This is a genomic window from Microbacterium sp. ER1 (assembly GCF_023383675.1).
GTDB lineage: Bacteria > Actinomycetota > Actinomycetes > Actinomycetales > Microbacteriaceae > Microbacterium.
Genome location: NZ_QCXO01000136.1, coordinates 137,057 through 162,051, shown reverse-complemented (window position 1 = coordinate 162,051; position 24,995 = coordinate 137,057). Strand labels below are relative to the sequence as shown.

26 protein-coding genes are annotated in these 24,995 nt (G+C 72.7%); 12 read left to right on the top strand and 14 right to left on the bottom strand.

All coding sequences use genetic code 11. The annotated features are described in order from the left end of the window. Positions 1–3: 3 nt before the first annotated feature. Complete coding sequence (locus BV453_RS11285) at positions 4–1,092, top strand: alcohol dehydrogenase catalytic domain-containing protein (protein WP_249521617.1); 1,089 nt, start codon at positions 4–6, stop codon at positions 1,090–1,092. Positions 1,093–1,096: 4 nt separating this feature from the next. Here BV453_RS11285 and BV453_RS11280 read toward each other — a convergent pair whose 3' ends face one another. Continuing rightward, positions 1,097–1,606 carry a CinA family protein gene (locus BV453_RS11280; RefSeq protein ID WP_249521616.1) on the bottom strand — a complete coding sequence of 170 codons (510 nt, stop codon included), beginning with the start codon at positions 1,604–1,606 and terminating at the stop codon, positions 1,097–1,099. Between the two features lie 266 nt (positions 1,607–1,872). Here BV453_RS11280 and BV453_RS11275 point away from each other — a divergent pair, with 266 nt between their 5' ends. Next, positions 1,873–2,550: a DUF6766 family protein gene (locus tag BV453_RS11275; protein WP_249521615.1), complete on the top strand. Its 678-nt coding sequence runs from the start codon at positions 1,873–1,875 to the stop codon at positions 2,548–2,550. Here BV453_RS11275 and BV453_RS11270 read toward each other — a convergent pair. Further along, the gene (locus BV453_RS11270; protein WP_062765427.1) at positions 2,526–3,059 is read right to left on the bottom strand and encodes an FHA domain-containing protein; all 534 of its coding nucleotides are present in this window, start codon (positions 3,057–3,059) and stop codon (positions 2,526–2,528) included. The genes BV453_RS11275 and BV453_RS11270 overlap by 25 nt on opposite strands. Positions 3,060–3,258: 199 nt before the next feature. On the opposite strand from BV453_RS11270, the gene BV453_RS11265 reads away from it, so the two are divergent. From BV453_RS11265 to BV453_RS16770, 3 genes are all read left to right on the top strand, one after another. Further along, a complete protein-coding gene (locus BV453_RS11265) occupies positions 3,259–3,597 on the top strand; it encodes a hypothetical protein (RefSeq protein WP_062632996.1) in 339 nt (112 codons plus the stop codon). Between the two features lie 112 nt (positions 3,598–3,709). Next, complete coding sequence (locus tag BV453_RS11260) at positions 3,710–4,609, top strand: SDR family oxidoreductase (RefSeq protein WP_025102487.1); 900 nt, start codon at positions 3,710–3,712, stop codon at positions 4,607–4,609. Between the two features lie 59 nt (positions 4,610–4,668). Further along, positions 4,669–5,586, top strand: coding sequence for a DMT family transporter (locus BV453_RS16770; protein ID WP_062632992.1), 918 nt, complete (start codon positions 4,669–4,671; stop codon positions 5,584–5,586). A gap of 22 nt (positions 5,587–5,608) precedes the next feature. On the opposite strand, the gene BV453_RS11250 is transcribed toward BV453_RS16770, so the two are convergent. Both BV453_RS11250 and BV453_RS11245 read right to left on the bottom strand, forming a co-directional pair. After that, positions 5,609–6,373, bottom strand: a complete 765-nt coding sequence (locus tag BV453_RS11250; RefSeq protein ID WP_249521614.1) for a membrane protein insertase YidC — start codon at positions 6,371–6,373, stop codon at positions 5,609–5,611. A gap of 64 nt (positions 6,374–6,437) precedes the next feature. Further along, positions 6,438–6,710, bottom strand: a complete 273-nt coding sequence (locus BV453_RS11245; protein ID WP_062765409.1) for a DUF6412 domain-containing protein — start codon at positions 6,708–6,710, stop codon at positions 6,438–6,440. Positions 6,711–6,803: 93 nt separating this feature from the next. Here BV453_RS11245 and BV453_RS11240 point away from each other — a divergent pair, with 93 nt between their 5' ends. The 3 genes from BV453_RS11240 to BV453_RS11230 are packed head-to-tail and all read left to right on the top strand — an operon-like array spanning position 6,804 to position 8,516. After that, a complete protein-coding gene (locus tag BV453_RS11240; protein WP_249521613.1) occupies positions 6,804–7,841 on the top strand; it encodes a nitronate monooxygenase family protein in 1,038 nt (345 codons plus the stop codon). Between the two features lie 31 nt (positions 7,842–7,872). Continuing rightward, positions 7,873–8,130, top strand: a complete 258-nt coding sequence (locus BV453_RS11235) for a type II toxin-antitoxin system Phd/YefM family antitoxin (protein ID WP_249521612.1) — start codon at positions 7,873–7,875, stop codon at positions 8,128–8,130. Then, entirely contained in the window at positions 8,127–8,516 is a 390-nt protein-coding gene (locus BV453_RS11230) for a type II toxin-antitoxin system VapC family toxin (protein WP_062765400.1), read from the top strand. Before BV453_RS11235 ends, BV453_RS11230 begins: the two co-directional genes overlap by 4 nt. Before the next feature lie 11 nt (positions 8,517–8,527). On the opposite strand, the gene purU is transcribed toward BV453_RS11230, so the two are convergent. Continuing rightward, positions 8,528–9,379, bottom strand: coding sequence for a formyltetrahydrofolate deformylase (gene purU / locus BV453_RS11225; protein ID WP_062632982.1), 852 nt, complete (start codon positions 9,377–9,379; stop codon positions 8,528–8,530). A gap of 83 nt (positions 9,380–9,462) precedes the next feature. Between purU and BV453_RS11220 the strand changes: the two genes are divergently transcribed. Beyond that, positions 9,463–10,677 (top strand): cation:proton antiporter, encoded by a 1,215-nt coding sequence (locus tag BV453_RS11220; protein WP_062632981.1) that lies wholly within the window; start codon positions 9,463–9,465, stop codon positions 10,675–10,677. After that, entirely contained in the window at positions 10,674–11,144 is a 471-nt protein-coding gene (locus BV453_RS11215) for a glutaminase (RefSeq protein ID WP_249521611.1), read from the top strand. The genes BV453_RS11220 and BV453_RS11215 overlap by 4 nt, the downstream gene beginning before the upstream one ends. A 2-nt stretch (positions 11,145–11,146) precedes the next feature. Here the strand turns inward: BV453_RS11215 and BV453_RS11210 are convergent, their stop codons facing one another. The 4 genes from BV453_RS11210 to BV453_RS11195 are packed head-to-tail and all read right to left on the bottom strand — an operon-like array spanning position 11,147 to position 14,498. After that, positions 11,147–11,863, bottom strand: coding sequence for a GMP synthase (locus tag BV453_RS11210; protein ID WP_249521610.1), 717 nt, complete (start codon positions 11,861–11,863; stop codon positions 11,147–11,149). A gap of 40 nt (positions 11,864–11,903) precedes the next feature. Further along, on the bottom strand, positions 11,904–12,653 hold the full coding sequence (locus tag BV453_RS11205) for a LysR substrate-binding domain-containing protein (protein ID WP_249521609.1): 750 nt from the start codon (positions 12,651–12,653) through the stop codon (positions 11,904–11,906). A 10-nt stretch (positions 12,654–12,663) separates the two neighbouring features. Continuing rightward, the gene (locus BV453_RS11200) at positions 12,664–12,939 is read right to left on the bottom strand and encodes a hypothetical protein (protein ID WP_249521608.1); all 276 of its coding nucleotides are present in this window, start codon (positions 12,937–12,939) and stop codon (positions 12,664–12,666) included. After that, on the bottom strand, positions 12,936–14,498 hold the full coding sequence (locus BV453_RS11195; protein ID WP_249521607.1) for a PspC domain-containing protein: 1,563 nt from the start codon (positions 14,496–14,498) through the stop codon (positions 12,936–12,938). Before BV453_RS11195 ends, BV453_RS11200 begins: the two co-directional genes overlap by 4 nt. 114 nt (positions 14,499–14,612) lie before the next feature. On the opposite strand from BV453_RS11195, the gene BV453_RS11190 reads away from it, so the two are divergent. Both BV453_RS11190 and BV453_RS11185 read left to right on the top strand, forming a co-directional pair. Continuing rightward, positions 14,613–15,839, top strand: coding sequence for an ATP-binding protein (locus BV453_RS11190; protein WP_249521606.1), 1,227 nt, complete (start codon positions 14,613–14,615; stop codon positions 15,837–15,839). Next, on the top strand, positions 15,832–16,491 hold the full coding sequence (locus BV453_RS11185) for a response regulator transcription factor (RefSeq protein WP_249521605.1): 660 nt from the start codon (positions 15,832–15,834) through the stop codon (positions 16,489–16,491). The genes BV453_RS11190 and BV453_RS11185 overlap by 8 nt, the downstream gene beginning before the upstream one ends. Before the next feature lie 6 nt (positions 16,492–16,497). Here BV453_RS11185 and BV453_RS11180 read toward each other — a convergent pair whose 3' ends face one another. The 5 genes from BV453_RS11180 to BV453_RS11160 all read right to left on the bottom strand — a co-directional run bounded on the left by BV453_RS11180 (position 16,498) and on the right by BV453_RS11160 (position 24,963). Continuing rightward, positions 16,498–16,905 (bottom strand): DapH/DapD/GlmU-related protein, encoded by a 408-nt coding sequence (locus BV453_RS11180; protein WP_025102471.1) that lies wholly within the window; start codon positions 16,903–16,905, stop codon positions 16,498–16,500. Positions 16,906–16,986: 81 nt separating this feature from the next. Continuing rightward, positions 16,987–17,760 (bottom strand): DNA-formamidopyrimidine glycosylase family protein, encoded by a 774-nt coding sequence (locus BV453_RS11175; RefSeq protein WP_249521604.1) that lies wholly within the window; start codon positions 17,758–17,760, stop codon positions 16,987–16,989. Continuing rightward, the gene (locus tag BV453_RS11170) at positions 17,760–18,554 is read right to left on the bottom strand and encodes an EI24 domain-containing protein (protein WP_249521603.1); all 795 of its coding nucleotides are present in this window, start codon (positions 18,552–18,554) and stop codon (positions 17,760–17,762) included. Before BV453_RS11170 ends, BV453_RS11175 begins: the two co-directional genes overlap by 1 nt. 46 nt (positions 18,555–18,600) lie before the next feature. Then, positions 18,601–23,184 (bottom strand): ATP-dependent helicase, encoded by a 4,584-nt coding sequence (locus BV453_RS11165; RefSeq protein WP_249521602.1) that lies wholly within the window; start codon positions 23,182–23,184, stop codon positions 18,601–18,603. Positions 23,185–23,334: 150 nt separating this feature from the next. Next, a complete protein-coding gene (locus BV453_RS11160; protein WP_249521601.1) occupies positions 23,335–24,963 on the bottom strand; it encodes an ABC-F family ATP-binding cassette domain-containing protein in 1,629 nt (542 codons plus the stop codon). Between the last annotated feature and the right edge of the window lie 32 nt (positions 24,964–24,995).

Genomic DNA, 24,995 nt, shown 5'->3' with positions numbered 1-24,995 from the left:
GTCATGGGAACGGTGCTGATCCGCCCACCCGGCCACCGGAGGGACGTCGCGCTGCGCCCCGCAGCCACCGCGATGGTCTGGATCGGCGAAGGCCACCCGCACGAGACCATCGCCGTCCCCGGGGTCGCGCTCGGTGATCGGGACGTGCTCGTCGCGGTGGAGATGTCGACGATCTGCGGATCGGACGTGCACACCGTGCAGGGCCGCCGGTCCGCGCCCGCGCCCCTCGTCCTCGGGCACGAGAGCGTCGGTCGGGTCATCGCGCTGGGCGACGACGGTGCGGAGGCGGTGGACGAGACCCCGCTGCGGATCGGCGACCGCGTGGTGTGGTCTGTCACGGTGTCGTGCGGCACCTGCGATCGCTGCCGGCGCGGCCTCACGCAGAAGTGCCGGGACCTCGGCAAGTACGGCCATGACCGCGTCGGGGCGCACAGCGACCTGACCGGAGCCTTCGCCAGTCATGTGCAGCTGCGGGCCGGCACCGCGATCGCGCGCGTACCGGAGGCGCTGCCGGCCGCGGTGCTGGCTCCGGCCGGCTGCGCGACGGCGACGGCATGGGCGGCCGTGGCGCGAGCGGCGCGTGACATCGATCTCGACGGTGCCGCGGTGCGCATCCACGGTGCAGGACTGGTGGGGATCAGCGCCGCGGCGATCGCGGCCGAGCACGGGGCCGTGGTCGAGGTGCGCGATCCAGACGACGATCGCCGTGGCTTCGCCGCTCGCTTCGGAGCCACCGCGCTCGACCGTGACCCGGACGTGGTCATCGAAGCCTCCGGGCACGCCGTCGGGGAGGCGCTCGCCGGCGTCGCCGTCGGCGGCACGGTCGTCCTGGTCGGGAGCGTGTTCCCGGCGGCGCCCGTCCCGCTGGAGGCGGAGGATCTCGTCCGCCGTCTCGTCACGGTGACCGGCGTGCACAATTACAGCGCTGACGACCTCGCAGCAGCGGTATCGTTCCTCGCGGGGCGCGGGCGCGCCTATCCGTTCGCCGAGGCCGTGGGCGCCGTGCGACCGCTGCTCGACATCGACGCCGCTCTCACGGAGGCTGCGGTGCCGGGCGCCCCGCTGCGGGTGGGTCTGGTGCCGGGCCGCTGAGCCCTCAGTCGGAACCGGTGCGCCGGGGCCCTGCGGGATGGAGTCCCTCGGCGTGGAAGGCGAGCAGGCGCACCGCGGCGTCGACGCTCGCCGACAGGATCTCGTCCGGGTCACCGGTCAGGGCCAGCCTCCGGTGCCCGGCGTCGTCGGCGGTGGCCCAGCCGAGGTACACCGTGCCGGCGGGATGACCGCCCTCCGGACCGGGCCCGCCCACCCCGGTCGTCGAGACGCAGATGTCGGCGTCGAAGAGCTCCCGTGCGCCCCGGGCGAGCTGCTCGGCGCAAGCGGCGGACGTCGGGTCGGTCCCCGGGGGCAGCCCCAGCACCCTCTCCTTGACCTCCGTGAAGTACGCGACGATGCCGCCGGCGAACCACCCCGACGCCCCTTCGCCCGCACCGATCGTGTTCGCGAGGCGTCCGGAGGTGAGCGACTCCGCCACGCTCACGCGCAGACCTCGGCTGCGGGCGAGCTCGCCGAGGTGCTCGAGGTCGGGGGTCTCGTTCGGTGCGGTCATCGGGGCGCTCCTCTCGTCGGTTCCCCCTACGCTACGGACCCCGTGGCGCCCTGTCGCAGGGGATTGACAACGACGCCCGCGTCAAGCCCCTGGAGGGCCGTCGCCCGGCGCGCCATCGTCGAGGAACGTCACACCGACGAAGGAGGCGGACATGGCGGAGGATGCGCGGGACACCGCAGGGATGCGGGCGGTCTTCTGGATCTGGGCGGGGATCATCGGCGTCGGGCTCGCCGTGATGATCGGCCTGCCGCTGGGAGGGCGATGACATGCGCTCGCGGATCAAGGACCACGCCCTCAGCCTCTTCTTCCTCGCCCTCTTCGTGCTGGCTCTGGCCGGCCAGGCCATCGCCGGCTACCTCCGGAACAACGACGAGCTCCTCGACCACGGGCAGCCGACGATCGGCTTCGGAGACTTCCTCTGGTCGTCCGACTTCGCGGTCGACGTCGCCGAGAACTGGCAGTCGGAGTTCCTGCAGTTCTTCCTCTTCATCGCCGCGACGATCTGGTTCGTGCAGAAGGGCTCCCCGGAGTCGAAGAAGCCCGGCGACGAGGGGCCGGGCAGCGATGCCGATCAGCTCGTCGGCGCGCACGCCCGCCCGGACTCTCCGCGGTGGGCCCGGGCGGGCGGGTGGCGAGCGGCGGTGTTCGGCAACTCGCTGCTGCTCGTGATGGGGGCAGTTTTCGTGCTGTCCTGGCTCGCGCAGTCGCTCGCCGGGACAGTGGTCATGAACGAGGAGAACGCGATGCACGGCCTCGCCGCGATCACCTGGGGCGACTACGTGACCAGCTCCGACTTCTGGGACCGCACCCTGCAGAACTGGCAGTCCGAGTTCCTCGCGGTGGGGACGATGGTCGCGTTCGCGATCTACCTGCGCCAGCGGGGGTCAGCGGAGTCGAAGCCCGTCGGCACCCCGCACCATCAGTCGGCCTTGGAGTCCGACTGAGACCGCTCGTCGTTGACGTCGGCCTGGGACAGCCGCTCGTCGTCGGCGTCGTAGCCCGCACGCGCCTCCTGCAGCGGCTGGTCGGAGTACTCGCCGCCCTGGCGTCCACCGAACGGACGGCCGTGGTCGGCGAACTCCTCGCGGGCGAAGACCAGCTCCCACGGGCCCACCGTGAAGCGCGATCCGGTACGCAGCGTCTCCGTGCGGTCGCCCGGGTGGGTCGCGTCGGCATCGGGGTTGGAGTTCATCTCGCCGTCGGCGTGCAGGGTCACCACGTACTCGTCACGGTCGTCGTGCACGACCGTCGCGTGCACCGGCTCGGTGTCGGCGAGGCGCAGCTCGTTCCCGGCGGCCGATCCGATGCGGACCTCCTCCATGTCGAGCGCGAACTCGGTGCGCTCGTCGTCGCGCCGCACGCGCAGTCGCGGGTTGCCCGCGCCGCGCTCTGCGTGGGTGGTGCCGGGCGTGTAGCCCTCGTCGGGACGGTCGTCGATGTGGCGGTCAGTCATGGCGGTGCCCTCCTCGGGTGTCGATGATTCGAGGCTAATCGCCGCGCGGATCGCGCGCAGGGCCTTGACTTCGACGCGCGCATCGCCCTCCGGGGCCGATTTGCCGTGCGCCCCGCCCGAGGGCTTACCCTCTAACCCATAGGCCGATCCCGGCAGTGTCCGCCGGGCTGAGGACCACCCGACCGAGGAGCATCACCCGATGGGCAAGTTCATCTACGAAGGCAGCGTGAAGACCGAGATCGAGGATCGGGCGCTCACGCACCTGCAGCTCGTCATCACGGCCAAGCTGCGTCGCGGCGAGCCGTTCCCGTTCAGCTGGCGCGAGGACGCCAGCGTCGGCGGCGGACGGACGACCGTCTGGATCCAGCCGGGCAGCTCTCTCGTCTTCAAGTACTTCGGCAGCCGCCAGCCCGCGGTCAACCGGGCCTGGGTCGAAGCGCTCGCCTTCACCGCGAATTCCCCCAGCGGGCTCTACCTCGTCCCCGAGCCCGCCGAGGGCGCCGAGCCCCCGCACGGCGACGTCCCCTCCGCCGGCTGACACCCGCTGTCGCGGAGACCGCCCCGGGCTGTCAACCCCCTGCCGTCCCTCCTCCGGAGCCACGAGGCTCGATCACGACCTGATCGACAGCCCCATGACAGGAGGAGCGGACATGACCGACACCACCCGCGACGGCGGCCTCACCGACCCCCGACACGCCCACCATGAGGACGGCTTCCCGGCGCAGAGCCAGGACCAGCCGGGCCTCACCGAGAAGACGACCCCGGAGCCGGACCACGGCGAGCAGTCCTACGTCGGCCACGGCCGGCTCGAGGGACGGCGCGCGCTCATCACCGGTGGTGATTCCGGCATCGGACGGGCGGTCGCGATCGCCTTCGCCCGCGAGGGTGCCGACGTGGCCATCGTGCACATGCCCGAGGAGCAGGCGGACGCGGAGGAGACGCTCGCGCTCGTCCGCGAAGCCGGTCGCACAGGCGTCAGCATCCCGGGCGACGTCCGCGAGGAGGCCTTCGCGACCGATGCGGTGCACCGTGCGCGTCGCGAGCTCGGCGGACTCGACGTGCTCGTGCTCAACGCGGCCTATCAGCACGACATCGACGGCTTCGAGAACCTCGACACCGAGAAGATGCGCCGCGTGTTCGACACGAACCTCGCCGGCCTCGTCTTCTCGGCCCGGGCTGCGTTCCCCGACCTCGAGCCGGGATCCAGCATCATCGTGACCTCGTCGGTGCAGTCGGCGCAGCCGTCGCCGGGACTCATCGACTACGCCATGACGAAGGCGGCGCAGGTCGCGTTCGTCAAGGCGCTCGCGGAGGAGGCCGGGCCGCGCGGCGTGCGCGTCAACGCCGTCGCGCCGGGGCCGATCTGGACGCCGCTGATCCCCGCGACCGGGTGGGGGCCCGAGCGCCTGGAGACGTTCGGTCAGGACACCCCGCTCGGACGCGCGGGGCAGCCTGCGGAACTCGCCGGTGCCTACGTGTACCTCGCCTCGGCGGAGTCGTCGTACGTATCCGGCGCGGTCCTCGCGGTGACGGGTGGCAAGCCGCTCTGATCCGCGCGAGGACGGCACAGGCGGCGGGGAGGCAGGGCCCCGCCGCCTAAGCTTGTCTGGTGCAGAGACCCGCGGCATCCGGACCCCTCGTGGGCGTCGCGCTCGTCATCGGATCCTGCCTCTCGCTGCCGTTCGGCGCCGCGGTGGCCGCGCAGCTCTTCCCCGTGCTCGGGCCGTGGGGCGTGACGTCGCTCCGCGTCGCGATCGCCGCGCTGCTGCTGGTCGTCATCGTGCGCCCGCGGCCCCGCGCCTGGACCCGGTCGCAGTGGCTCGCCGCCGTGCTGTTCGGGGTGTCCCTGGCCGCGATGAACGGGTTCTTCTACGCGGCGATCGACCGCATCCCCCTGGGGCCCGCCGTGGCCATCGAGTTCCTCGGGCCGCTCGTGCTCGCCGCCGTGCTGACCCGCCGTCTCGCCGACGCGGTCTGGGTGGGCGTGGCCCTGCTGGGCATGGCGCTGCTCGGCGTCGACGGCCTCGTCGGCGCCGAACCCCTCGATCCGCTGGGCGTCGTCTTCATCCTCATCGCGGCCGGATTCTGGGTCATGTACATCCGGATGAGCGCGCGCGTCGGCGCCCTCATCCCCGGCAGCAGCGGTCTCGCGATGGGACTCGTCGTCGCGGCGGTGCTCCTCATCCCCGTGGGCGTGCCCGCGGCGGCGACGGTGGCGCTGGATCCGCAGCTCCTCCTGCTCGCGGCGGTCACCGCGGTGCTGTCGTCCGTGATCCCGTACAGCTTCGAGCTCGCGGCGCTCCGCCGGCTCCCACAGCGGGTGTTCGGCGTGCTGCTGAGCCTGGAGCCCGCGTTCGCGACCCTCGCCGGGTGGCTCATCCTCGGACAGGACGCCACGCCGCTGCGGCTGCTCGCGGTGGCGCTCGTGATCGCCGCGAGCGTCGGGACGACGCTGGGCGTGCGCCGCGACCGGAGGGGCGACGGCCCCGCGGGACCGTTCACCGCGCCGATCCCGCTTCCCGACTGACGCCCCTCCGGTCGGGCGGCTCTCATGCCCGGACGGCCACCGGCTGCGGCAGCGGGTAACGGCGGCGCAGCATCACCCGCTGCACGAGGGTCCACACCACCGTGACCGTGAGGTAGAGCGCGGCGGCGAGGGGGACGAAGGCCGCGAAGACCGCGGTGAGGTAGTGCAGCGCGGCCATCATCCGGAGCATGCCGGGGGAGCTGAGTGGAGAGTCGTCGCCCTCGACGGGGGCCGGTCGGAACACCCGCCGGGTGACCTCGGCGACGGCGATCATCACGGCCAGCAGCACGCCGAAGACCGCGAACGTCGCCGGGGTCGCGGTGCCGCCGAACAGGGCCGACACTAGGCTCGTGCCGAGCGGGGCGCCGAAGAGGTCGTGGGTGAGCAGCTCGTTCGGGTGTCCGGCGATCTCCGGTCGCAGGAACAGCGTGTAGAGCAGGCCGACGACCGGTGCCTGCGCCAGCACGGGCAGCATCCCGGCGAAGGGCGAGGTGTTCTCGGCGCGGTAGAGCGCCATCATCTCCTGCTGCAGGCGCTCCGGGTTCTTCCGGTGGCGCTGCTGCAGCGCGCGCAGCTTCGGGGCGAGGCGGGCCCTGGTCTGCTCGGCTCGGGCCTGGGAGATGCCGACGGGGATGAGGAGGGCGCGCACGAGGAGGGTCACCAGGACTACGGCGAGGGCGGCGGCGGAGGGGCCGGCGAGGGGTTCGAGAAGGGTGGAGAGGCCGTTCAGGGCACCGTAGGCGGCGTCCAGGAGCGCAGCGAGGGGAGGGAAGGCGAAGATGTCCACGGGAAGGTCCGTTCGATGAGGTCGGGAGGGGTCGGCGAAGGCCGCGCGGTCCCGGTCGGACGGACTACGCGGCGGTCGCGACTCCCGGCGCTCGCGGACGAGGGTGTCCGGCGGCATCCGGATCGCTCTGTGGCAGGAGGGTTCCGACATCGATCGCCCGCAGCGGGTGCGGGGCATCGGCGGAGGCCTGGTGGCGCACGCTCAGCACGAGCGCGAGCGTGAGGACCGTGACGGCGAGCAGCGCGATCGCGAGGCCGAGCGCGGCGGCATCCGGCACCGTCACGAGACCGATCGCGGCCGCGACGAAGCCGAGCATCTGCCCGAACCACTCGCTCATGCCGCGAGCTTACCCCGTTCGAATCGCCTGGATTGCTGTATCCGGGCCGCCGATGTAGCCATTCAGGCGATTCGAAGGGCGTACGGTCGGGGTATGGCGACAGAACTTCTGGGAGTCGAGCATCCGATCGTGCTGGGACCGTTCGGGGGGAGCTCGTCGGTGGCGCTGACGGCGGCGGTGAGCGCGGCCGGCGGGCTGGGGTCGTACGGGCTGTACGGCTACGACGGCGACCGGATCCGCGCCGTCGGGGCCGAACTGCACCGCGCCACCGACCGTCCGTTCGCCCTGAACATCTGGTTGCCTGTGGGGGACGAGGTCGCGCCGAACCCGCAGCACGCGGTCTTCGCCCAGGCGCTGGAGCCGTTCTACGAGGCCGTCGGGGTTCCGGTGCCGGCCCGGCCCGAGCGCTACGTCCCCGAGCTCGACGAACAGCTCGACGCGGTGTGGGAGGTCGCCCCGGCTGTGCTGAGCGTGGTGTTCGGGGTGCCGTCCGCCGCTCTCGTCGCCGAGGCCCGCGACCGCGGCATCCGCATCGTCGGCACCGCCACCACCGTCGCGGAGGCCGTCGCGCTCGCCGAGGCCGGAGTCGATGCGGTCGTCGCCTCGGGAGCCGAGGCGGCCGGGCACCGGGTGTCGTTCCTCCGTCCCGCTGCCGAGTCGCTCGTGGGCACCGTCGCGCTCGTGCCGCAGATCGTGGACGCCGTCGACGTGCCCGTCATCGCCGCGGGCGGGATCGCGGACCGCCGCGGGGTCGCTGCGGCCTTCGCCCTCGGTGCCTCCGGCGTGCAGGTGGGGACGGCGTTCCTCGCGACCGCCGAGTCCGCCGCGACGGCAGCGCACCGCGACGCCATCCGGACCACCGCCGCCGACGAGACCGTGCTGACCAGGGCGTTGAGCGGACGCCTCGCCCGCGGAGCCCGCAACCGCGCGGTGCGGGCGATCGAGGCGAGCGGCACGATCGCCCCGTTCCCGATGCAGAACTGGCTCACCGGACGGTTCCGCACGGTGGCAGGGGAGCAGAATCTCGGCGAGCTGCAGTCGCTGTGGATGGGGCAGGCCGCCCCTCTCGCGCGCGGGACCATCGCTGCCGAGGTCTTTGCGGAGCTGGCAGCCGGAGTCCCCGGCCGGTGAGGAACGCCAGGTTCCTGGCTAGAATGGCGTCATGTCCACGCAGAACGTCTTGGAAGCGCGCAACAACCTCTCGCGCCTGATCGCCGAGTCCCAGGCGGGTGAGGACGTGGTCATCACGAAGCGGGGCACTCCGGTCGCCCGTCTGGTCCCCATCGGTCCGGTCGACGTGGTGCGGAGCGGCCGCCTCCTCGTCGAGTGGATCGAACAGCATCCGCTTCCGCCCCGGCTCGTTCGGACCGCCGAGGAGCTGGACGCGCAGGTCGCCGAGAACCGGGACGCCTGGGAATGATCTATCTCGACTCGTGCATCCTCATCTACGCCATCGAGGACCGCGGTCCGAGGGGCGATGCCGTGCGGCAGGCACTCCGCGACGTCGACGACGAGGTGGCGTCGAGTCCACTGGCACTCCACGAATGCCTCGTGCTCCCCGCGCGCGAGCGCAATCCGGAGCTCCGTGACCGGTACCTGGCTCTCTTCGAGCGGATGGAGATCGTCGCGCTCGATACGACCGCGTTCGTCCGATCGGCCGAGCTCCGTGCCGACTTCGGCCTGAAGACCCCGGACGCGCTGCACCTCGCCGCCGCCCAGCTGTCGGGGTGCACGGAGCTGTGGACGAACGACAAGCGCCTCGCCGCCGCGTCGCACGGGCTCGCCGTGGACATCCTCGACCGCTGAGCGGCGGAGCGCTATAGGATGACGGTCGAGCGGCCGTGCACGATCACCCGGTCCTCGGCGTGCCACTGCACGGCCCGGGCCAGCACCAGACGCTCGACGTCGGCGCCCCGGCTCTGAAGCTCGGCCGCGGACTCGGAGTGCGTGACCCGCGTGACGTCCTGCTCGATGATCGGCCCCTCGTCGAGGTCGGCCGTGGCGTAGTGCGCCGTGGCCCCGATCAGCTTCACGCCGCGCTCCTTCGCCCTGGCGTAGGGGTTCGCGCCGATGAACGCGGGCAGGAACGAGTGGTGGATGTTGATGACGGGGGCTTCGAGGCGCGTGATGAAGTCGTCGCTGAGGATCTGCATGTACCGGGCGAGCACGACGAGGTCGACGTTGCCGCGGAGCAGGTCGAGCTGACGCTCCTCCATCGCCTGCTTGTCCGTCGAGGGGATGTGCACGAACGGCACGCCGAAGGAGCGGACGGCCTCGGCGAGGTCGGGGTGGTTCGAGACGACCATGGTGATGTCGATGTCGAGCTGCCCGCGCTGCGTGCGCCACAGCAGCTCCATCAGGCAGTGGTCGTACTTCGACACGAAGATCGCCACGCGCTTGCGGCGGGCGACGTCGTGCAGCGACCACTCCATGCCGAAGCGCTCGGCGACCGTCGCGATGTCGGCCTCCAGCGCGGGGCGCGCGGCGGCCAGCCCGTCGAGGTGGATGACGGTGCGCTGGAAGAACCGCCCGCCCTCGGAGTCGGTCGAGTGCTGGTCGAGCGAGATGATGTTGGCCCCGTGCTGGGCGAGCACGCCGGCGACCGCGGCGACGATGCCGGGCTGGTCGTCGCAGGCGATCAGCAGGCGGGCGGTATCGGGCTGGGTCATGGCTGCTCCTCGGGGTGTGCATCGATTCTGCCGTGCCGCGCGGGTGGGGAGCGAATCGCCCACAGCGTCGCTACCCTGAGACCGTGGATGCGAGCGACGTCGGACTGGTGCTGATCCCGCTGCTGGCGGTGGCCGCACCGCTTCTGGCTCGCGGCGTCCGCCCGCTCGTCCGGGTGCCGATCGTCGTGTTCGAGCTCGTCCTCGGGATCCTCGTCGGCCCCGCCGTGCTCGGCTGGGTCGAACCGGGCCCCCTTCTGGAGAAGCTCAGCGACTTCGGCCTGGCGGTGCTGTTCTTCGTCGCCGGCTCGGAGATCGACTTCCGCCAGGTGGCCGGGAAGCCCCTCGCCCGGGCGTCGCTGGGCTGGCTGCTCAGCGTGCTGCTGGGCATCGGGCTCGGGTTCTTCTTCGCCCCGGGCGAGGGCATGGTCGTCATCGGGATCGCGTTGAGCTCGACCGCTCTCGGCACGCTGATGCCGATACTGCGCGATGCGAAGGAGCTGGACACCCCGTTCGGCCGTGCCATCAGCACGATCGGCGCCGTGGGGGAGTTCCTGCCGCTGATCGCGATCTCGATCTTCCTCAGCACCCGGACGACGCCCCTGGCCACGGCGGTGCTGCTGACCTTCGTCGTGCTGGCGGGACTCGCCGTCCTCGTCGCGCACCGGGTGCCGCACGGGCGCCTGCACGGCATCGTGCGCGCGACCCTCCACACCTCCGACCAGTTCGGGGTGCGCTTCGTGATCCTCCTCATCGCGGCCCTCGTCGGCCTCAGCGTGATGCTCGACCTGGACATGCTCCTCGGCGCCTTCGTCGCGGGGGCCATCTGGCGCATCATCATGGCGCGGGCGCCCGAGAAGGATGCGGCGGAGGTCGAGAGCAAGATCGAGGGTCTGGCGTTCGGCTTCCTCGTCCCGGTGTTCTTCCTCTACACGGGGGTGACCTTCGACCTGCAGGCGCTGCTGACGTCTCCCTCGGCGATGTCCCTGGTGCCGGTGTTCCTGCTGGCGCTCCTGGTGATCCGCGGATCGGCCGCCCAGCTGTCCGCCCCGGCGGGCGCGAGCGGACGCGACCGCGCCGCGCTCGGCCTGCTCGCAGCCACCGGGCTGCCGATCATCGTCGCGGTCACAGCGATCGGCGTGGATCAGGACATGCTCGACTCCGGGACCGCGGCCGCGCTGGTCGGGGCGGGCATGCTGTCGGTGCTCCTGTACCCGCTGATCGGGATGACGCTGCGGGGCGATCGTGCGCAGGTCGCGGGCCCGCGCCTTGCCGACCAGACCACGCTGGGGGAGCTGTGACCACCGCCTCCGCCCTGCTGACCCAGGCCGTGCAGGATCTCGCCGGCGCCCCCAAGGAGGGGCTGGGCGAGGAGAAGGACTCGCGCTGGCGCGGGCGTCGGATCGTCCGTGTCGGCGAGGCCTGGCACCTCGGCGTCATCCTGCTCACCGACACGCATGCCCTGGCGACGGCGGAGGTGCTCCGCGCGGCGGACCCGGGGCGTCGGGGATACACCGCCGAGTCGGCGCGCGCACGGGCCGAGCGCCGGGCCCTCGCCCTGCGCGGCGGCTTCCACGAGGGGGATGTCGTGCACGTCGGCTGGAGCGTGATCGACGTCGACGCGGTGGACGCCGGAGGCTCCTCCGGTCCGCTCGCGCTCCTTGACGGCGTGCCGTCGGTGCGCTGGAGTCAGGCGGGCGGTTTCATGCCGCTGGATGCCTACCTGCGCGAGCGCATCCCGCTGCTCCGCGGCGACGCCCCGGCCTGATCTCAGCCGAACAGCTCGGCGAAGCGGCGGAGCAGGGCGGCGCCCTCGGTGACCGAGGCCGCGAGGACCTCCTGCTGCACCGCGTCGAACTGCGCCGGATCGAAGTACCCCGTCGTGCGGTAGAACGTCATCCGATCGGCGAAGTCGCGCGGCGTCGGCTCGGGATGGAACTGCGCGGCGTACAGGTGCGTCCCCACCCGGTAGGCCTGCACGGGGCAGGCCGCGTTGGTAGCGAGCAGCACGGCCCCCGGCGGAGTCGTCGCGGCGCTCTCCTTGTGCGCGGTGAACACGGTGAGCGCGGGGCCGGACGGGCCGAACACGGGATCGACGGCGCCCTCCGGTGTCGTGTCGATGACCGTCGCGCTCGCCGCCTCCGGCATGGTCGTCACGACCTCGCCGCCGAGGAGCCGGGTGAGCACCCCGATGCTGAAGCAGGTGAAGAACGCGGCGATCCGCTGTTCCCGTGCGGCGCGGGCGAGCGTCTCCAGATCGGCCTCCACGCGCCGCTGCACCGGGGTCTTCTCGACGTCGGTGACGTTGAAGGGAGAGCCGCCGATGACGACGCCGCGGTAGCGGTCGAGGTGGGCCTCGGTCAGCGGCTCGTGCAGCAGATCGAGACGATCGACCACGTCGACTCCGAGCGCCCGCCGGAACGAGGCGTGCTCGGCATCCGCCGCCCCGGTCTCGGGTCGCACGCAGACGTAGAGAAGCGAGGCCATCAGGCGATTCTAACGAGGGGGAGGGTCCGGTCCTGACGGCTCAGCGGGACGAGTTCGCGGTGCGTCCTCGGACGATCCCGACGAACGTCTCGACGTCGGGCGTGGTCCGGTCGCGCGGCCAGGCGAGGGCGACCGTCGAGACCGGGCCGTCGGCGAGGACCCGGTAGTCGGCGTCCTTCCGGTGGTGCAGTCGGGCCAGCGACATCGGCACGAGGACGATGCCGACACCCGTCGCCGCCGTGGCGATCGCGTCGGCGGTCGACAGGGGGCCGCCGCGTGGGGGGATGGTGCCCGGCACCTCCATCGGCCCGAGCACGTCGTCGGACAGGGAGTGCAGCACCTCGCCGTCGAGGTCGGCGGTCGTCAGCTCGTCCGCCGCGAGCAGGTGCGAATCGGTCGAGGCCACGACGACCGGGACCTCGCCGTACAGCGGGATGACGTGCAGGGCGTCGTCGTCCAGCGGGAGGCGCACGAGGGCGGCGTCGAGATCGTCGAGCGCCTCTCGCTGCCCGGAGACCTCGATCGGGACGAGTTCGAGGGCCACGTGGGGCAGGCGCCGCTTCCACGTGTCGATCCACTTGCCCGGCGTCGCTCCGGGCACGGCGCCGAGGCGGAACGTCCGCGGCTCCTCGGGTGCGGCGGTCGGTGCGTCGAACACCACCTTCTCGGCGCGGGGTGCGCGGCGCGGAGCCGGCTTCCCCTGGCGTGAGCCGCTGCCCCCGGCACGGCCCCGGTGGGCGGGTGAGCCCTTGCCGGAGCCCTTCGCGGGTCGTCGTCCCTGGTGCGCCATGGGATCCAGGCTACTCGGCGTCCTCCGAGTCCTCGGCGGGGGAGTTCCGCTGGGTCCGCCGGACCAGTCCGGCGACACCGCCGACGAGGAACAAGGCCCCCGCCGTGAGGAGCACGATCGTGAGCAGGGTGGCGGGAGTCATCGTCCCGACGCCGTCGGCCAGCGCGGCGCGGCGCTCCGTATCGGTGAGGAACCACAGCGCCCCCGCGGCGATCGCGGCGAAGGTCGTCCCCCAGATGACGGCTGCCCAGCGCACCCGGGGTGCGGTGACGGTCTCGGTGCTCATTCCTGGCCCTCCTCGGGCTCCTGCAAGGTCACGACGATGACGCCGCTCGCCTGGTCGATGGTCACGGGCTGGATCGTCGAGGGACTGCCCTCCTCGGCGGAGATGTTCGCGGAGATGACGTTCTCGTCACCCCGCGGCGTGGCGGCGATGACGCCGGTGTCCATGACCATCGGATCGTCCGGATCGACGCGGAGCCAGCTCACCTCCACTCCGTCGCCGACGGTGCCGCGGAGCTGCAGCTGTACGCCGGCGTCGACGAAGATCTCGGTCCGCCCCGACCCCTTCTCGATCTCGATCGGGCGGGGGCCGCCGTCGTGCCGGTGGAGCTGCAGGTACAGGTCGCCGAACGGCTGTCGGACGTGCGCCTCCTGGCTGTTCGTGAGAGAGGCGTACCCGAGGGTGAGGCCGGGCATCGTGGACAGGAAGCCCGTGAGGAGACCCGCGGCCAGCGTCACCACGGTGAGGAAGGCCAGGGCGCCGCTGCGGCGACGGAGGGCTCCGGCCGTGATCATCGCCAGGGCCAGGACCAGCGCGCCGGACAACAGCCCCAGCGCGCCGCCGAAAGCTTCACCGACGGCGAGTCCCACGCCGGCGCCGACGACGATCGCGAGTCCGAGGGCGGTCATGACGAAGGCGAAGCCGGCGCGCGGATTCGACGCGCGGCGGATACGTCGGCGCTCCGCGGCTGCGGCGGCGAACACGGCCGCCTCGGCCTGACGCTCCCGGCGGAGCTGGTCGCGTGCGGCTCGCTCCGCATCCTGCTGCTGGCGGCGCCAGGCCTGATCCTGCTCCTTCCAGGCGGCGTGCTGGGCGCGCCAGGCCTCCAGCGCGGCGGGGTCCTGGGTGCCCGGAGGCAGGGGTGCGGGAGGTGCGGGAATGGCGAGGACGTCGTGCCCGACGGCGTCGGCGAGCGGTACCGAGACCGGACCATCCGTCGCCATGGAGGGAATGGCGTCCGCCCCCGTGGCGGGACCCGAACCCGCGTCGGGGGCGGACGCGGCCGGGGCCGCCGGATCTGCGGAAGCCCCCGCCGGATCCGGCGCGGAAGCGCCCGGAGTGCGGCGCGCGGCACGCACGATGAGGAAGAGCAAGGCGGCGGCGAGCACGAGCCCGACCACCCAGGTGACCGTCGACAGTGCCGACCAGCCGTCGTAGCCGAGGCCGAACAGGCGCCCGGCGAGCGGCGCCGTCGGGAAGAGGCCGATCACGGCGAGGGCGAGGATGCCGAGCTGCACGGGGTCGTACCGGCGCTGCAGCAGATCACGCAGATGCACGCGGCCGTCGACGTCCGGCAGCACCGCCCAGGCGAGGGCGTACAGGAACAGGGCCGGAAGACCGAAGAGGGCGGCGACGACGAGGACCCCGCGCACGATCAGCGGATCGATGCGGAGGCGGATCGCGATGCCCGCCGCGACACCGCCGAGCCAGCCGTCGGTGCGCACCACCCCGAGGCCGGCGACCCACAGCAGGAACCGGTCGGCGCCGCGCGGTCGGCGGGGGGCTTCCGGTGCCGGTGCCTCGTGGTCGGCGGGCGGTGGCGGAGCGGTCGGAATCGTCATGAGTCGATCCTCGCGGTCGGCGGCGCCGCGGGGCCATGGGGGGATCCCCTGAGCGCACCCTGATTCCGCGACAGGGAGGTCCCGGAGAGCGGAGGCGGATGATTGGATGACCGTATGCCCTCCGCCGTCTCCACGCTCCCCGGCCCCGCGCCGGCGACCGCGCGTCCGGCGCTGACCCGTGATCGCGATGCTCTCGTGACCGGAGTGAGCGCCGGGCTCGCACGCCACCTCGGTGTGCGCGTCGGGCTGGTGCGGGCGCTGTTCGTCGCCCTGACGCTCTGCGGCGGCGCGGGTGTGCTCCTGTACGCCTGGTGCTGGACCTTCATGCCGTGGACGGAGGGGACGACGGCGCCGACGCATCGCCTCCCGGTCGCCTGGCTCCTGCTGGTCCCCGCGGCCGTCGGTGCCCTCGTCGTCGTGGTGTGGCGCGGGGGCAGCGACTGGCTGAACGGCTCGATCCCTCCGGGAATGGCGGCCGTGGTCGTCGGCAGCACCACGCTGTGCGCGACCGCCTCCGGGCTGTGGGCCACGCTCATCGATCGCACCGACACGGCCCGCGGCCCTCGGCACACCACCACCGTCCGCATCCTCGCGGTGCTCATCCTCGGCCTCGTGGTCCTCCTGCTCCTCTCGTGGCCGATCGCGCGCTCGGGTGTCGTGCTCGTGCTGCTCCCGCTGGCCGGGCTGGTGGCGGTGGTGGCCTCGGCCCTCATCCCGCGCTGGCGGGAGCTGGCGGGGGAGCGCGTGCGCCGCATCCGGGAGGAGCAGCGCAGCGTCATGGCCGCCCACCTGCACGACTCGGTGCTGCAGACGCTCGCCCTCATCCAGAACCGGGCCGGGGCATCGAGCGAGGCGGCACGGCTGGCCCGCGCGCAGGAGCGAGAGCTGCGTGCCTGGCTGTACGACGGCGATGCTCCGGCGGACAGCGACCTGCCGACCGACCTGCGCGACTACGCCGGAGCGCTCGAGATCGACCATCCGGTCCGGATCGAGGTGGTCTCGGCCGGGCTGTCGGCGGAGCGGGCGAGCGGGGAACTGGCGGCCGCGGCCCGGGAGGCGATGCTGAACGCCGCCCGGCATGCGGGCGGCGAGATCTCCGTCTACATCGAGGGTCGTGTCGACGGCGTCGACGTGTTCGTCCGCGACCGCGGTCCCGGATTCCGGCTCGACGAGGTGCCCGGCGATCGGCTCGGCGTGCGGGAGTCGATCATCGGGCGGCTGCGTCGCGCGGGCGGCACGGGGTCGGTGCGCAGCGCCGACGCCGGTACCGAGGTGCATCTGCGCCTGCCCACCATCTCGTCCCCGGAGCGGGGACCGATCCGACAGGAGCCCCGTGGCTGACCGTCTCCGCGTCGTGATCGTCGACGACCACTCCATCTTCCGCTCCGGCCTGCGGGCCGATCTCGATGCGAGCGTCGAGGTCGTGGGCGAGGCGGCGGACGTGCCCTCCGCGATCGCCGTGATCGTGGAGACGACCCCGGACGTGGTGCTCCTCGATGTGCACCTCCCTGGCGGTGGGGGCGACGACGCGACGGGTGGGGAGGCCGTGATCCGAGGGACGCGACCGTCCACGACGCGGTTCCTCGCCCTGAGCGTCTCCGATGCGGCGGCCGACGTCGTGCGGGTGATCCGGGCCGGGGCACGCGGCTACATCACCAAGGGGTCATCGGGCCGCGAGGTGAGCGAGGCCGTGCACGCCGTCGCCGAGGGGGACGCGGTGTTCTCGCCGCGGCTCGCGGGATTCGTGCTCGACGCGTTCGGCGCCGTGGCCGGCGAGACCGCCACCGCGACGGACGAGCTCGACCGCCTCTCCTCGCGCGAGCAGGAGGTGATGCGACTGATCGCCCGCGGCTACGCGTACAAAGAAGTAGCCGCAGCCCTCTTCATCTCGATCAAGACCGTCGAGACGCACGTGTCGTCCGTGCTGCGCAAGCTGCAGCTCTCCTCCCGCCACGAGCTCACCGCGTGGGCCTCGGAGCGGCGACTGCTCTGAGAGCGGTCAGGCCGCCAGCCAGAGACCCTTCTGATCGGTGGCGACGGTGAGCCCCGCCGCGACCGTCTCGTCGTCGCCGATGCGGGCGCCTCGCACGATGCGGGCCCCGGCGCCGATGTCGGTGCGGACGCCGACGTGCGCGTGATCGCCGACCGCCGCGCCCTGGCCGACGTGCGCGTGGGCGTCGATGTACGCGCCCTCGCCGATCACGGCGTCCTCGTCCACCCACGCACCGCGGGCGACGATGGCCCCCGCTCCGACGCGTGCTCCCGGTTCGATGTAGGCTCCCGCCTCGATGTGCGCCTTCGGATGCACCTTGGCGCCATGCGCGACGAGACCGCGACCGTTGGCGTGCTTGCGGTACCGCAGCGTCGCTCCGTGGTCGTTCTCGATGTCGACGTAGTTCTTGCCCACGATTCCTCCCGTGCTCCGGAGTTCTCCGGATATATCAACAACCACGGGAGGGGGAGATTCATTCCCGCGGATGGATACGGCTCAACGCTGACACCGAGGGCACCAGAACGTGATCCGCTCGCGGGTCGGATCGGCCCCCAGCTCCCCGCGGCGGATGAGGGTTCCGCAGCGTCGGCAGGGGCGTCCGGCGCGTCCGTAGACCCACGTCGCCTGCCCTGGGCGGTCGATGCCGGTGAAGGTGCGGTTGCGGCGGTCGCGGTTCGCGCGGATGGTCCGCACGCCCAGGTCGAGGAGGGCGGCGACGTCGACCTCCGGGGTCGGAGTGGTCGGCAGGATTCCGCGGAGGAACAGGAGTTCTGCCGCGTACTCGTTGCCGAAGCCCGCGACGTTGCGTTGATCGAGCAGGGCGACGTGGATGGCCCGGGTGTCGGCGCCGAGTCGGCGCGCGGCCTCGATCGGGTCCCAGTCGGCGGCGAGGGGGTCGGGGCCGAGGTAGCCGACGAGGTCGTCTTCATCGCGGGTGGGGACGACCTCGACGTCGGCGATGTCCACGCCGACCGCCTCGCGCTCCGCCGTGCCCACGATCGCCCGCACCTTGAACGCGGGATGCCGCCACTTCTCGCCGGGCCGGTACACGAACCAGGCGCCGTCCATGCGCAGATGCGAATGCAGCGTGCTCTCGCCGATCCGCAGCAGTAGGTGCTTCCCGCGAGGGACGGCGCCCTGCACGCGCTGTCCGGTCAGATCGAGGGTCGCGAAGCGCGGCACGCGGAGGTCGAAGCGCGTGACCTCGCCGCCCGCGAGGGCCTCGTCCAGGCGGCGGGCCGTGCGGAAGACGGTATCGCCCTCAGGCATCAGGCGATCCCGGTCGTGCGGTCGTGCCGTCCCGGCGCCGGTGCGGGGGTGGCGACCGCGAGCGGGGTGCGGGCCTGCATGTCGCGCGCCAGCATCGTGCTTCCCGCGACCGCGGCCGGCATCACGGCGACGGCGCCGCCCGGGATGAGGAAGCAGAGCTGGGTGGCGACGCCGAAGCCGAGCACGCGGGCGCGACTGCCGGAGAACAGCGCGGCGCGGGCGGCGGGGCTGAGATCGCGCGCATCGAAGGCTCGACCGGTCAGCTCCCGCGCGAGCAGGCGGCCCGTGAGGACCACGCCGGACACCGCGCCGAGGACGCCGCCGACACCGGGCACGAGGCCGACGAGGAGCACGAGGAGGGCGATGAGGATGCCGAGCACGACCAGTCGGAGACCTTCACCGACGGTGGTCCAGAAACTGCCGCCGTCGACGGGAGGCGGGTCGCCGAGGTCCTTCTCCACGGCGTGCCAGATCCGCTGGTAGAACGGGTCGCCGATCGTGAGGGTGAGGGCGCTGAACACCGAACTGGCCAGCGCGAGCGCCGCGGCGACCACCACGAGGCTGACCGCGGTCCGCAGGAACCCGCGCCAGGGCTCGACCCATCCGTCGGCGAAGGGGGTGAGCCAGGCCGACAGCGAGGGCATCGACAGGATCAGCGGCACGAGGACGGCGGCGAGGAGCACGAGCGCGATGATCGCGGGGACGAGCCCGAGCGCCATCAGGCCCGGACGAGTGCGCCACACGCCGAAGCCGCGGAACAGGGTGCGGACGCCGGCGGCGAACTCTCGGATCATGGCTCCAGGGTAGGGGTGGGTCGGTGGTGGTCGTGGTGAGGCCGGGTCAGACGGCCTTGCGGAGCGTGAAGCCGCGCGGCGTCTGCACGAAGCCCGCCTCCTGCAGGGCCCGCCCGAGGACGGTGCCGTAGACCCCCTCGCCGTTCACCTTCTCGACGGTGAGGGTGTCGAGGCGGCGGTCCCTGGCCGTCGTCGCGAGGTCGGCGGCGGCGGCCTGCAGTACCTCCTCGTCGTCCGTGAAGCACAGCACGGTCCGTCCGCCGCGCTCGAGCGACAGGACGAGGGCACCGTCGACGAGCACCACGAGGCCCCCGGCCTTGCGCCCCGGGCGATGCGAGACGCCCTCGAGCTTCGGCCACCCGAGCGCCGCGCCGTACGGGTTCGCCGGGTCGGTGGCCGCCAGAGTGACGGCCTTCCGCGGCGGCGGATCGGCAAGACCGGCGTACGTGCGGAGACGGTCGACCGTGGCGGAGGCGGCGAACTGCGCGGCGCCGAGCTTCTCGATCACGTAGCCGCGGCGGCAGTGCCCCGCCTCCTCGAACCCGGCCAGCACGCGGTACGCCTGGGCGAATCCGCCGGGGACGCCCTCCGACTGCACGGCTCCGCGGGTGACCACCCCGTAGCGGTCGAGGAACAGTCCGGCGGTGACGGTCGCGCGCCGCGCCGGATCGGTCTCGACCTCGGGGAGCAGCGACCAGCGACCGCCGATGGAGGTCGGGCGAGGAGCCGTGCGCGTGAGCGACATGCCGCGATAGGTGCGCGCACGCGGGGCGCGGCGCTTGACCTTGTGGGCCTGGGAGCCCCCGGTCAGCAGCGAGCGGATCGGCGCGAAGGTGTCGTTGGTGACGTGCCCGGACCACGTCAGCGACCACAGGGCCTCCAGCACCGACTGCTCGTTCTCGGCGCCGGTCATCTCCTTGAGCTGCGCGGCGAAGTAGGCGCCGCCCGCCGCGAGGGCCGCGAGGAGGCGCGCCTCCAGCGACTCCGCGGCGATCTCCGCGTCCGGATCGGGGAGGGTGAACGGGGCGAGATCGGCCGGGTGCAGCGAGACCCATCCGTCGCGCCCGGGGAGCGTGCCGTGTCCCGACCAGATCACCTCGCCTGCGGCCGTGAGCTCGTCGAGCATCGCCGGGGTGTAGTCACGCACCCGCGACGGCAGGACGAGCGACTCCCAGGCGCTGGCGGGGATCGGGACGCCGGCGAACTGCTCGATCACCGTGAGTACGCCGTCGATGCCCTCCAGGGGTCGACCGAGATGCTGCCAGTCCGGCAGGAACCGCGCATAGGCCTCCGGGGAGACCGGCTCGACGGACCCGCGGATGGCCGCGAGTGACCGCATGCGCAGCCGCCGCAGCACCTCGGTGTCGCACCACTCGATGTCGTCGCCGCTGCCGGCCGCGGTGGGGAGGAAGTACCCGCTCGTGAGGCGGCCGTTCGTCTCCAGGCGTTGCAGGGTGTGCCGGGCGACCGCGTTACCGAGACCGAAGCGCTCGGCGACGGACGCGGTGGTGAACGGGCCGTGGGTGCGGGCGTGACGGACCACGAGGTCGCCGAGGGGATCCGCCAGGGGCTCGAGGAAGGCCACGGGGATGCCGGTCGGCAGGGCCGCGCCGAGCGCGTCGCGCAGGCGCCCGGCGTCCTCGATCGCGGCGACCCTGACCACCCCGGCGATCGTGACGGGGATGGCCCGCCGCGCGGTCACGAGGTCGTCGAGCAGCGTCGCCGCGGTCGCTCCGCCGGTGGACTCCGGATCGAGGCGTGCCGCCACCTCGTCGGCGTCGAGCGGTCCGAGCAGCCGGAGCAGGTCGGCGACGCCCTCCAGGCCGCGCGCCCGACGCTCCGGGTCGAGGCGCTGGGCCTCGCGCTCGAACTGCGCGATGACGTCGGGGTCGAGGAGCTCGCGCAGCTCGACCGTGCCCAGCAGCTCGCCGAGCAGCGCGGGATCGACGGACAGGGCGGCCGCTCGGCGCTCGGCCAGCGGCGAGTCGCCCTCGTACATGAACGCGCCGACGTAGCCGAAGAGGAGGTCGCGCGCGAAGGGCGACGGCTGTCCCGGCTGGGTCTCGACGAGGCGGATGCGGCGGTCGGCGATGCTGGTCGCGAGCTTCCGGAGCGACGGCAGGTCGTAGACGTCCTGCAGCACCTCGCGCAGGGTCTCCAGGATCACGGGGAAGGTGGGATGCCGGCGGGCGACCTCGAGGAGCTGGGCCGAGCGCTGGCGCTGCTGCCAGAGCGGCGTGCGGCGATTGGGGTTCGTGCGGGGCATGAGCAGCGCCCGCGCGGCGCACTCGCGGAACCGCGAGGCGAACAGCGCCGAGCCTCCGACCTCCTGCGTGACGAGCTGCTCGAGCTCGTCCGGATCGAACACGAAGAGCTCCGCACCGGGCGGCTCGGACTCGGCGTCGGGGATGCGCACGATGATGCCGTCGTCGCTCGCCACCGCGGAGCCCTCGACGCCGAGACGCTCCCGCACGCGCGCATTGATGGCGAGCGCCCAGGGCGCATGCACCTTCATGCCGTACGGGGAATGCAGGATGACGCGCCAGTCGCCGACCTCGTCGTGTCCGCGCTCCACGGTGAGCGTACGGTCCGTCGGCAGGGTGCCCGTGGCCTCCCGCTGCTCGGAGAGATGCGCGAGGAGGTTGGCGCGCGCCTGCTCGTCGAGTCCGGCCGCGATGAGCCGCTGCTCCGCCTTCTCCGGCTTCGCGGCGGACACCTCGCGGGAGAACGCCCCGAGCGCCTCGCCCAGCTCGAACGGGCGGCCGATGCCGTCGCCGTGCCAGAACGGCACCTTGCCGGGCTGGCCGTAGGCGGGGATGACGTTGACCCGGTCGTGGGTGATCTCGGCGATGCGCCAGCTCGTGGTGCCCAGGGTGAAGACGTCGCCGACGCGGGACTCGTAGACCATCTCCTCGTCGAGCTCGCCCACTCGGGCGCCCGTGGACTCGCCGGCCACGAAGACGCCGAACAGCCCCCGGTCGGGAATGGTGCCGCCGCTGGTGACCGCGATCCGCTGTGCCCCCGGGCGGCCCGTGAGCGTGCCGGCGTCGCGATCCCAGACCAGGCGCGGGCGCAGCTCGGCGAACTCGTCGGAGGGGAAGCGGCCGGCCAGCAGGTCGAGCGTGGCCTCGTACGCGGAGCGGGGGAGCGACTGGAACGGGGCGGAACGGCGGACGGTCTCGAACCACTCCTCGACGCTGATCGCTCCGAGGGCGCTGGCCGCGACGGTCTGCTGGGCGAGGATGTCGAGCGGGTTCCGCGGCACCTGGATGGCCTCGATCTTCCCCGCGAGCATCCGCTCCGTCACGATCGCGGTGTGCAGCACGTCCCCGCGGTGCTTGGGGAACAGGGCCGCGCGGCTGATCTCGCCGACCTGGTGCCCGGCCCGTCCCACGCGCTGGAGCCCGGAGGCCGCGGACGGCGGCGCCTCGACCTGGATCACGAGGTCGACGGCGCCCATGTCGATGCCGAGCTCCAGGCTGCTCGTGGCGACCACGCAGCGGAGCACCCCCGACTTCAGCTCCTCCTCGACCTGTGCGCGCTGCTCTTTCGACACCGAGCCGTGGTGAGCCTTGGCGAGCACGGGATCGGCGCCGGCGGTGGACCCCGCCTGTGCCATCATCGCGGCGGGCACGGTCGGCTCCGGAAGAGCGACCCCGATCCGCTCCGCATAGATCTCGTTCAACCGTCCGGTCAGCCGTTCGGCGAGGCGGCGGGAGTTCGCGAAGACGATGGTCGAGTTGTTCTGGAGGATGCGGTCGACGATCGCCTCCTCGACGTGCGGCCACACCGAGCCGGTGACCTCGGTGTACTCCGCATCGATCCCCGGGGCCTCCGGCGGCGCCCCGGGCGGGGGTGGCGGGTTGGTCATGTCGTCCATCGGCACGACGACGCCGAGCTCGAAGGTCTTCGATGCCGGGGGAGCGACGATCTCGACCGGGTCGGCGCCGCCGAGGAACCGCGCCACCTCGTCGATCGGGCGGACGGTCGCCGAGAGGCCGATGCGCTGCGCCGCGGTCTCCGCGCCGTGGGATCGGCGGAGGGCATCGAGGCGCTCCAGGCTCACCGCGAGGTGCGCGCCGCGCTTGGTGGCGGCGACCGCGTGCACCTCGTCGATGATGACCGTGTGCACGTCGCGCAGGGTGTCGCCGGCCCGGCTCGTGAGCATGAGGTACAGCGACTCGGGCGTCGTGATGAGGATGTCGGGCGGATCGGACACGAGCTTGCGGCGATCGCTCGACGTGGTGTCACCGGAGCGGACGCCCACCGTGATGCCGGGGGCGGTGAGACCGAGTCGCCGCGCGGACTGCCCGATGCCGATGAGGGGCGAGCGCAGGTTGCGCTCCACGTCGACGCCGAGGGCCTTGAGCGGGGAGATGTACAGGATCCGCGTGCGGGACCCGTCCTTCTTCGGCTCCTCCGGGAGGTCGGCGCGCTCGCGGAACACGCTGTCGATCGCCCAGAGGAACGCCGACAGGGTCTTGCCGGAGCCCGTCGGAGCGACGACGAGGGCGTGCTTGCCGGCGGAGATCGCCTCCCACGCGCCCGCCTGCGCCGGCGTGGGTGCGGTGAAGGCACCCCGGAACCAGTCCTGTGTGGCCGGGGTGAAGCGGTCGAGCACGTCGCTCATGCCTCCATCATTCCCGACCCCACCGACATCCGGCCCGGACCTTGACACCCGGCTGCGCCACCCGCACGACCTCGTTCCGCCCGCACGACGGAACCACGGTTCCGGTCGTGCGGGCGGACCCGGGTCGTGCAGACGGAACGACGGATGACGTCACCCGACCTCCCGCAACCCGCCGTCGGCATCGATCTCCAGGGTGAGGTCGAGGTCGAGCCGGGCGAGGAAGGCGTCGTCGTGACTCACGACGAGCACCGCCCCGCGGTACGCCCGCAGCGCCTCGACGAGCTGGTCGACCGTGTCGAGGTCGAGGTTGTTCGTCGGCTCGTCGAGGACGACGAGGTGCGGAGCCGGATCCGTGAGGAGTAGCCGGGCCAAGGCGACCCGGAACCTCTCCCCGCCGGAGAGCGCCGACACCGGGCGGTCGGTCGTCCCGCCCCGGATGAGGAACCGGGCGAGCCGGTTGCGGAGCTCCTTCTCCGGGACCTGGGGTGCCGCGGCGGCCACGTTCGCGAACACGGACAGGCCCTCGTCGAGACCGTCCACCCGCTGCGGCAGGTAGCCGATCCGGTCGGTGAGCGCCTCCGCCCGGAGCTCCGGCCGCTCCCGCGCCTCGTCTCCGGAGTCGGGCGCGGCGCCGGAGACCAACCGCTCCAGCAGCGTCGTCTTGCCGGCGCCGTTGCGGCCGATGAGGGCCACGCGCTCCGGACCCTGGATCACCCACGACCGCTCCGGTCCGCCGAGCTCGGCGATCCGCCGGCTCCGCGACACGTCGGGGTCCGGCAGCTCGATCTTCATCGAGGCGTCGGAGCGGACCCGTCGCCCCGCGGCATCGTGTGCCGCGCGGGCCGCGTCCTCCTTCGCGCCGACCTCGGTGCGCAGCCTCCCCGCGGACACCTCGGCGGCCATCTTCCGACCGTGCGCGACGATCTTCGGGACGCGCTTCTCGACCTCGGCCTTCTTGGCGGTCCGGGCCCGATGGGCGAGCTTGACCTCGGCCTCGATCCGCTGCCGCTTCTCCTTGCGGAGCACCTGGGCGGCGGCGACCTCGGCCTGCTTCGCCGCGTCCTGCTCCGCGTCGAGCCACGCGCGCCACTCGGAGTAGGGGCCGCCGAACACGGAGAGGTTCCTTCCGTACAGCTCGGCGGTGTCGTCCATGAGCTCGAGCAGAGCGAGGTCGTGGCTCACGACGATGAGCGTGCCCTTCCAGGACTGCACCATCGCGGCGAGGGCCGCCCTGGCGTCGCGGTCGAGGTTGTTCGTCGGCTCGTCGAGGAGGGTGATGGGAGCCCGGCGCAGCCGGATGCCGGCGATCGCGACGAGCACGGCCTCCCCTCCGGACAGCTCACCGACCGTGCGGTCGAGGAAGGCGGGGGCGAGCCCGGCCTCCGCGAGGGAGGCCTCCGCCCGCGCCTCGATGTCCCAGTCGTCGCCGACCGCGTCGAAGTGCGCGGGGTCGACGTCACCGGCGGTGATGGCCCGCACGGCATCGAGGGCGGCCGTCACCCCGAGGAGGTCGGACACCCGACGGTCCACGTCGAGGGTGAGCTGCTGGGGGAGGAAGGCGACCTCGCCCGAGGTGGTGACGGTTCCGGAGGTGGGGGCGAGCTCCCCGGCGATCAGCCGGAGCAGCGTGGACTTGCCTGCGCCGTTGCGGCCGACCAGTCCTGTGCGCCCGGCGCCGAAGGCTCCGGACACGCCGTCGAGGGCGACCGTGCCGTCGGGCCAGGTGAGGGAGAGGCGGTCGAGGACGACGGCGGCGTGCGAGGAAGAGGGCTGTGACATGGGGTGTCTCCTGTCGAGTGCGAGGGTGCACT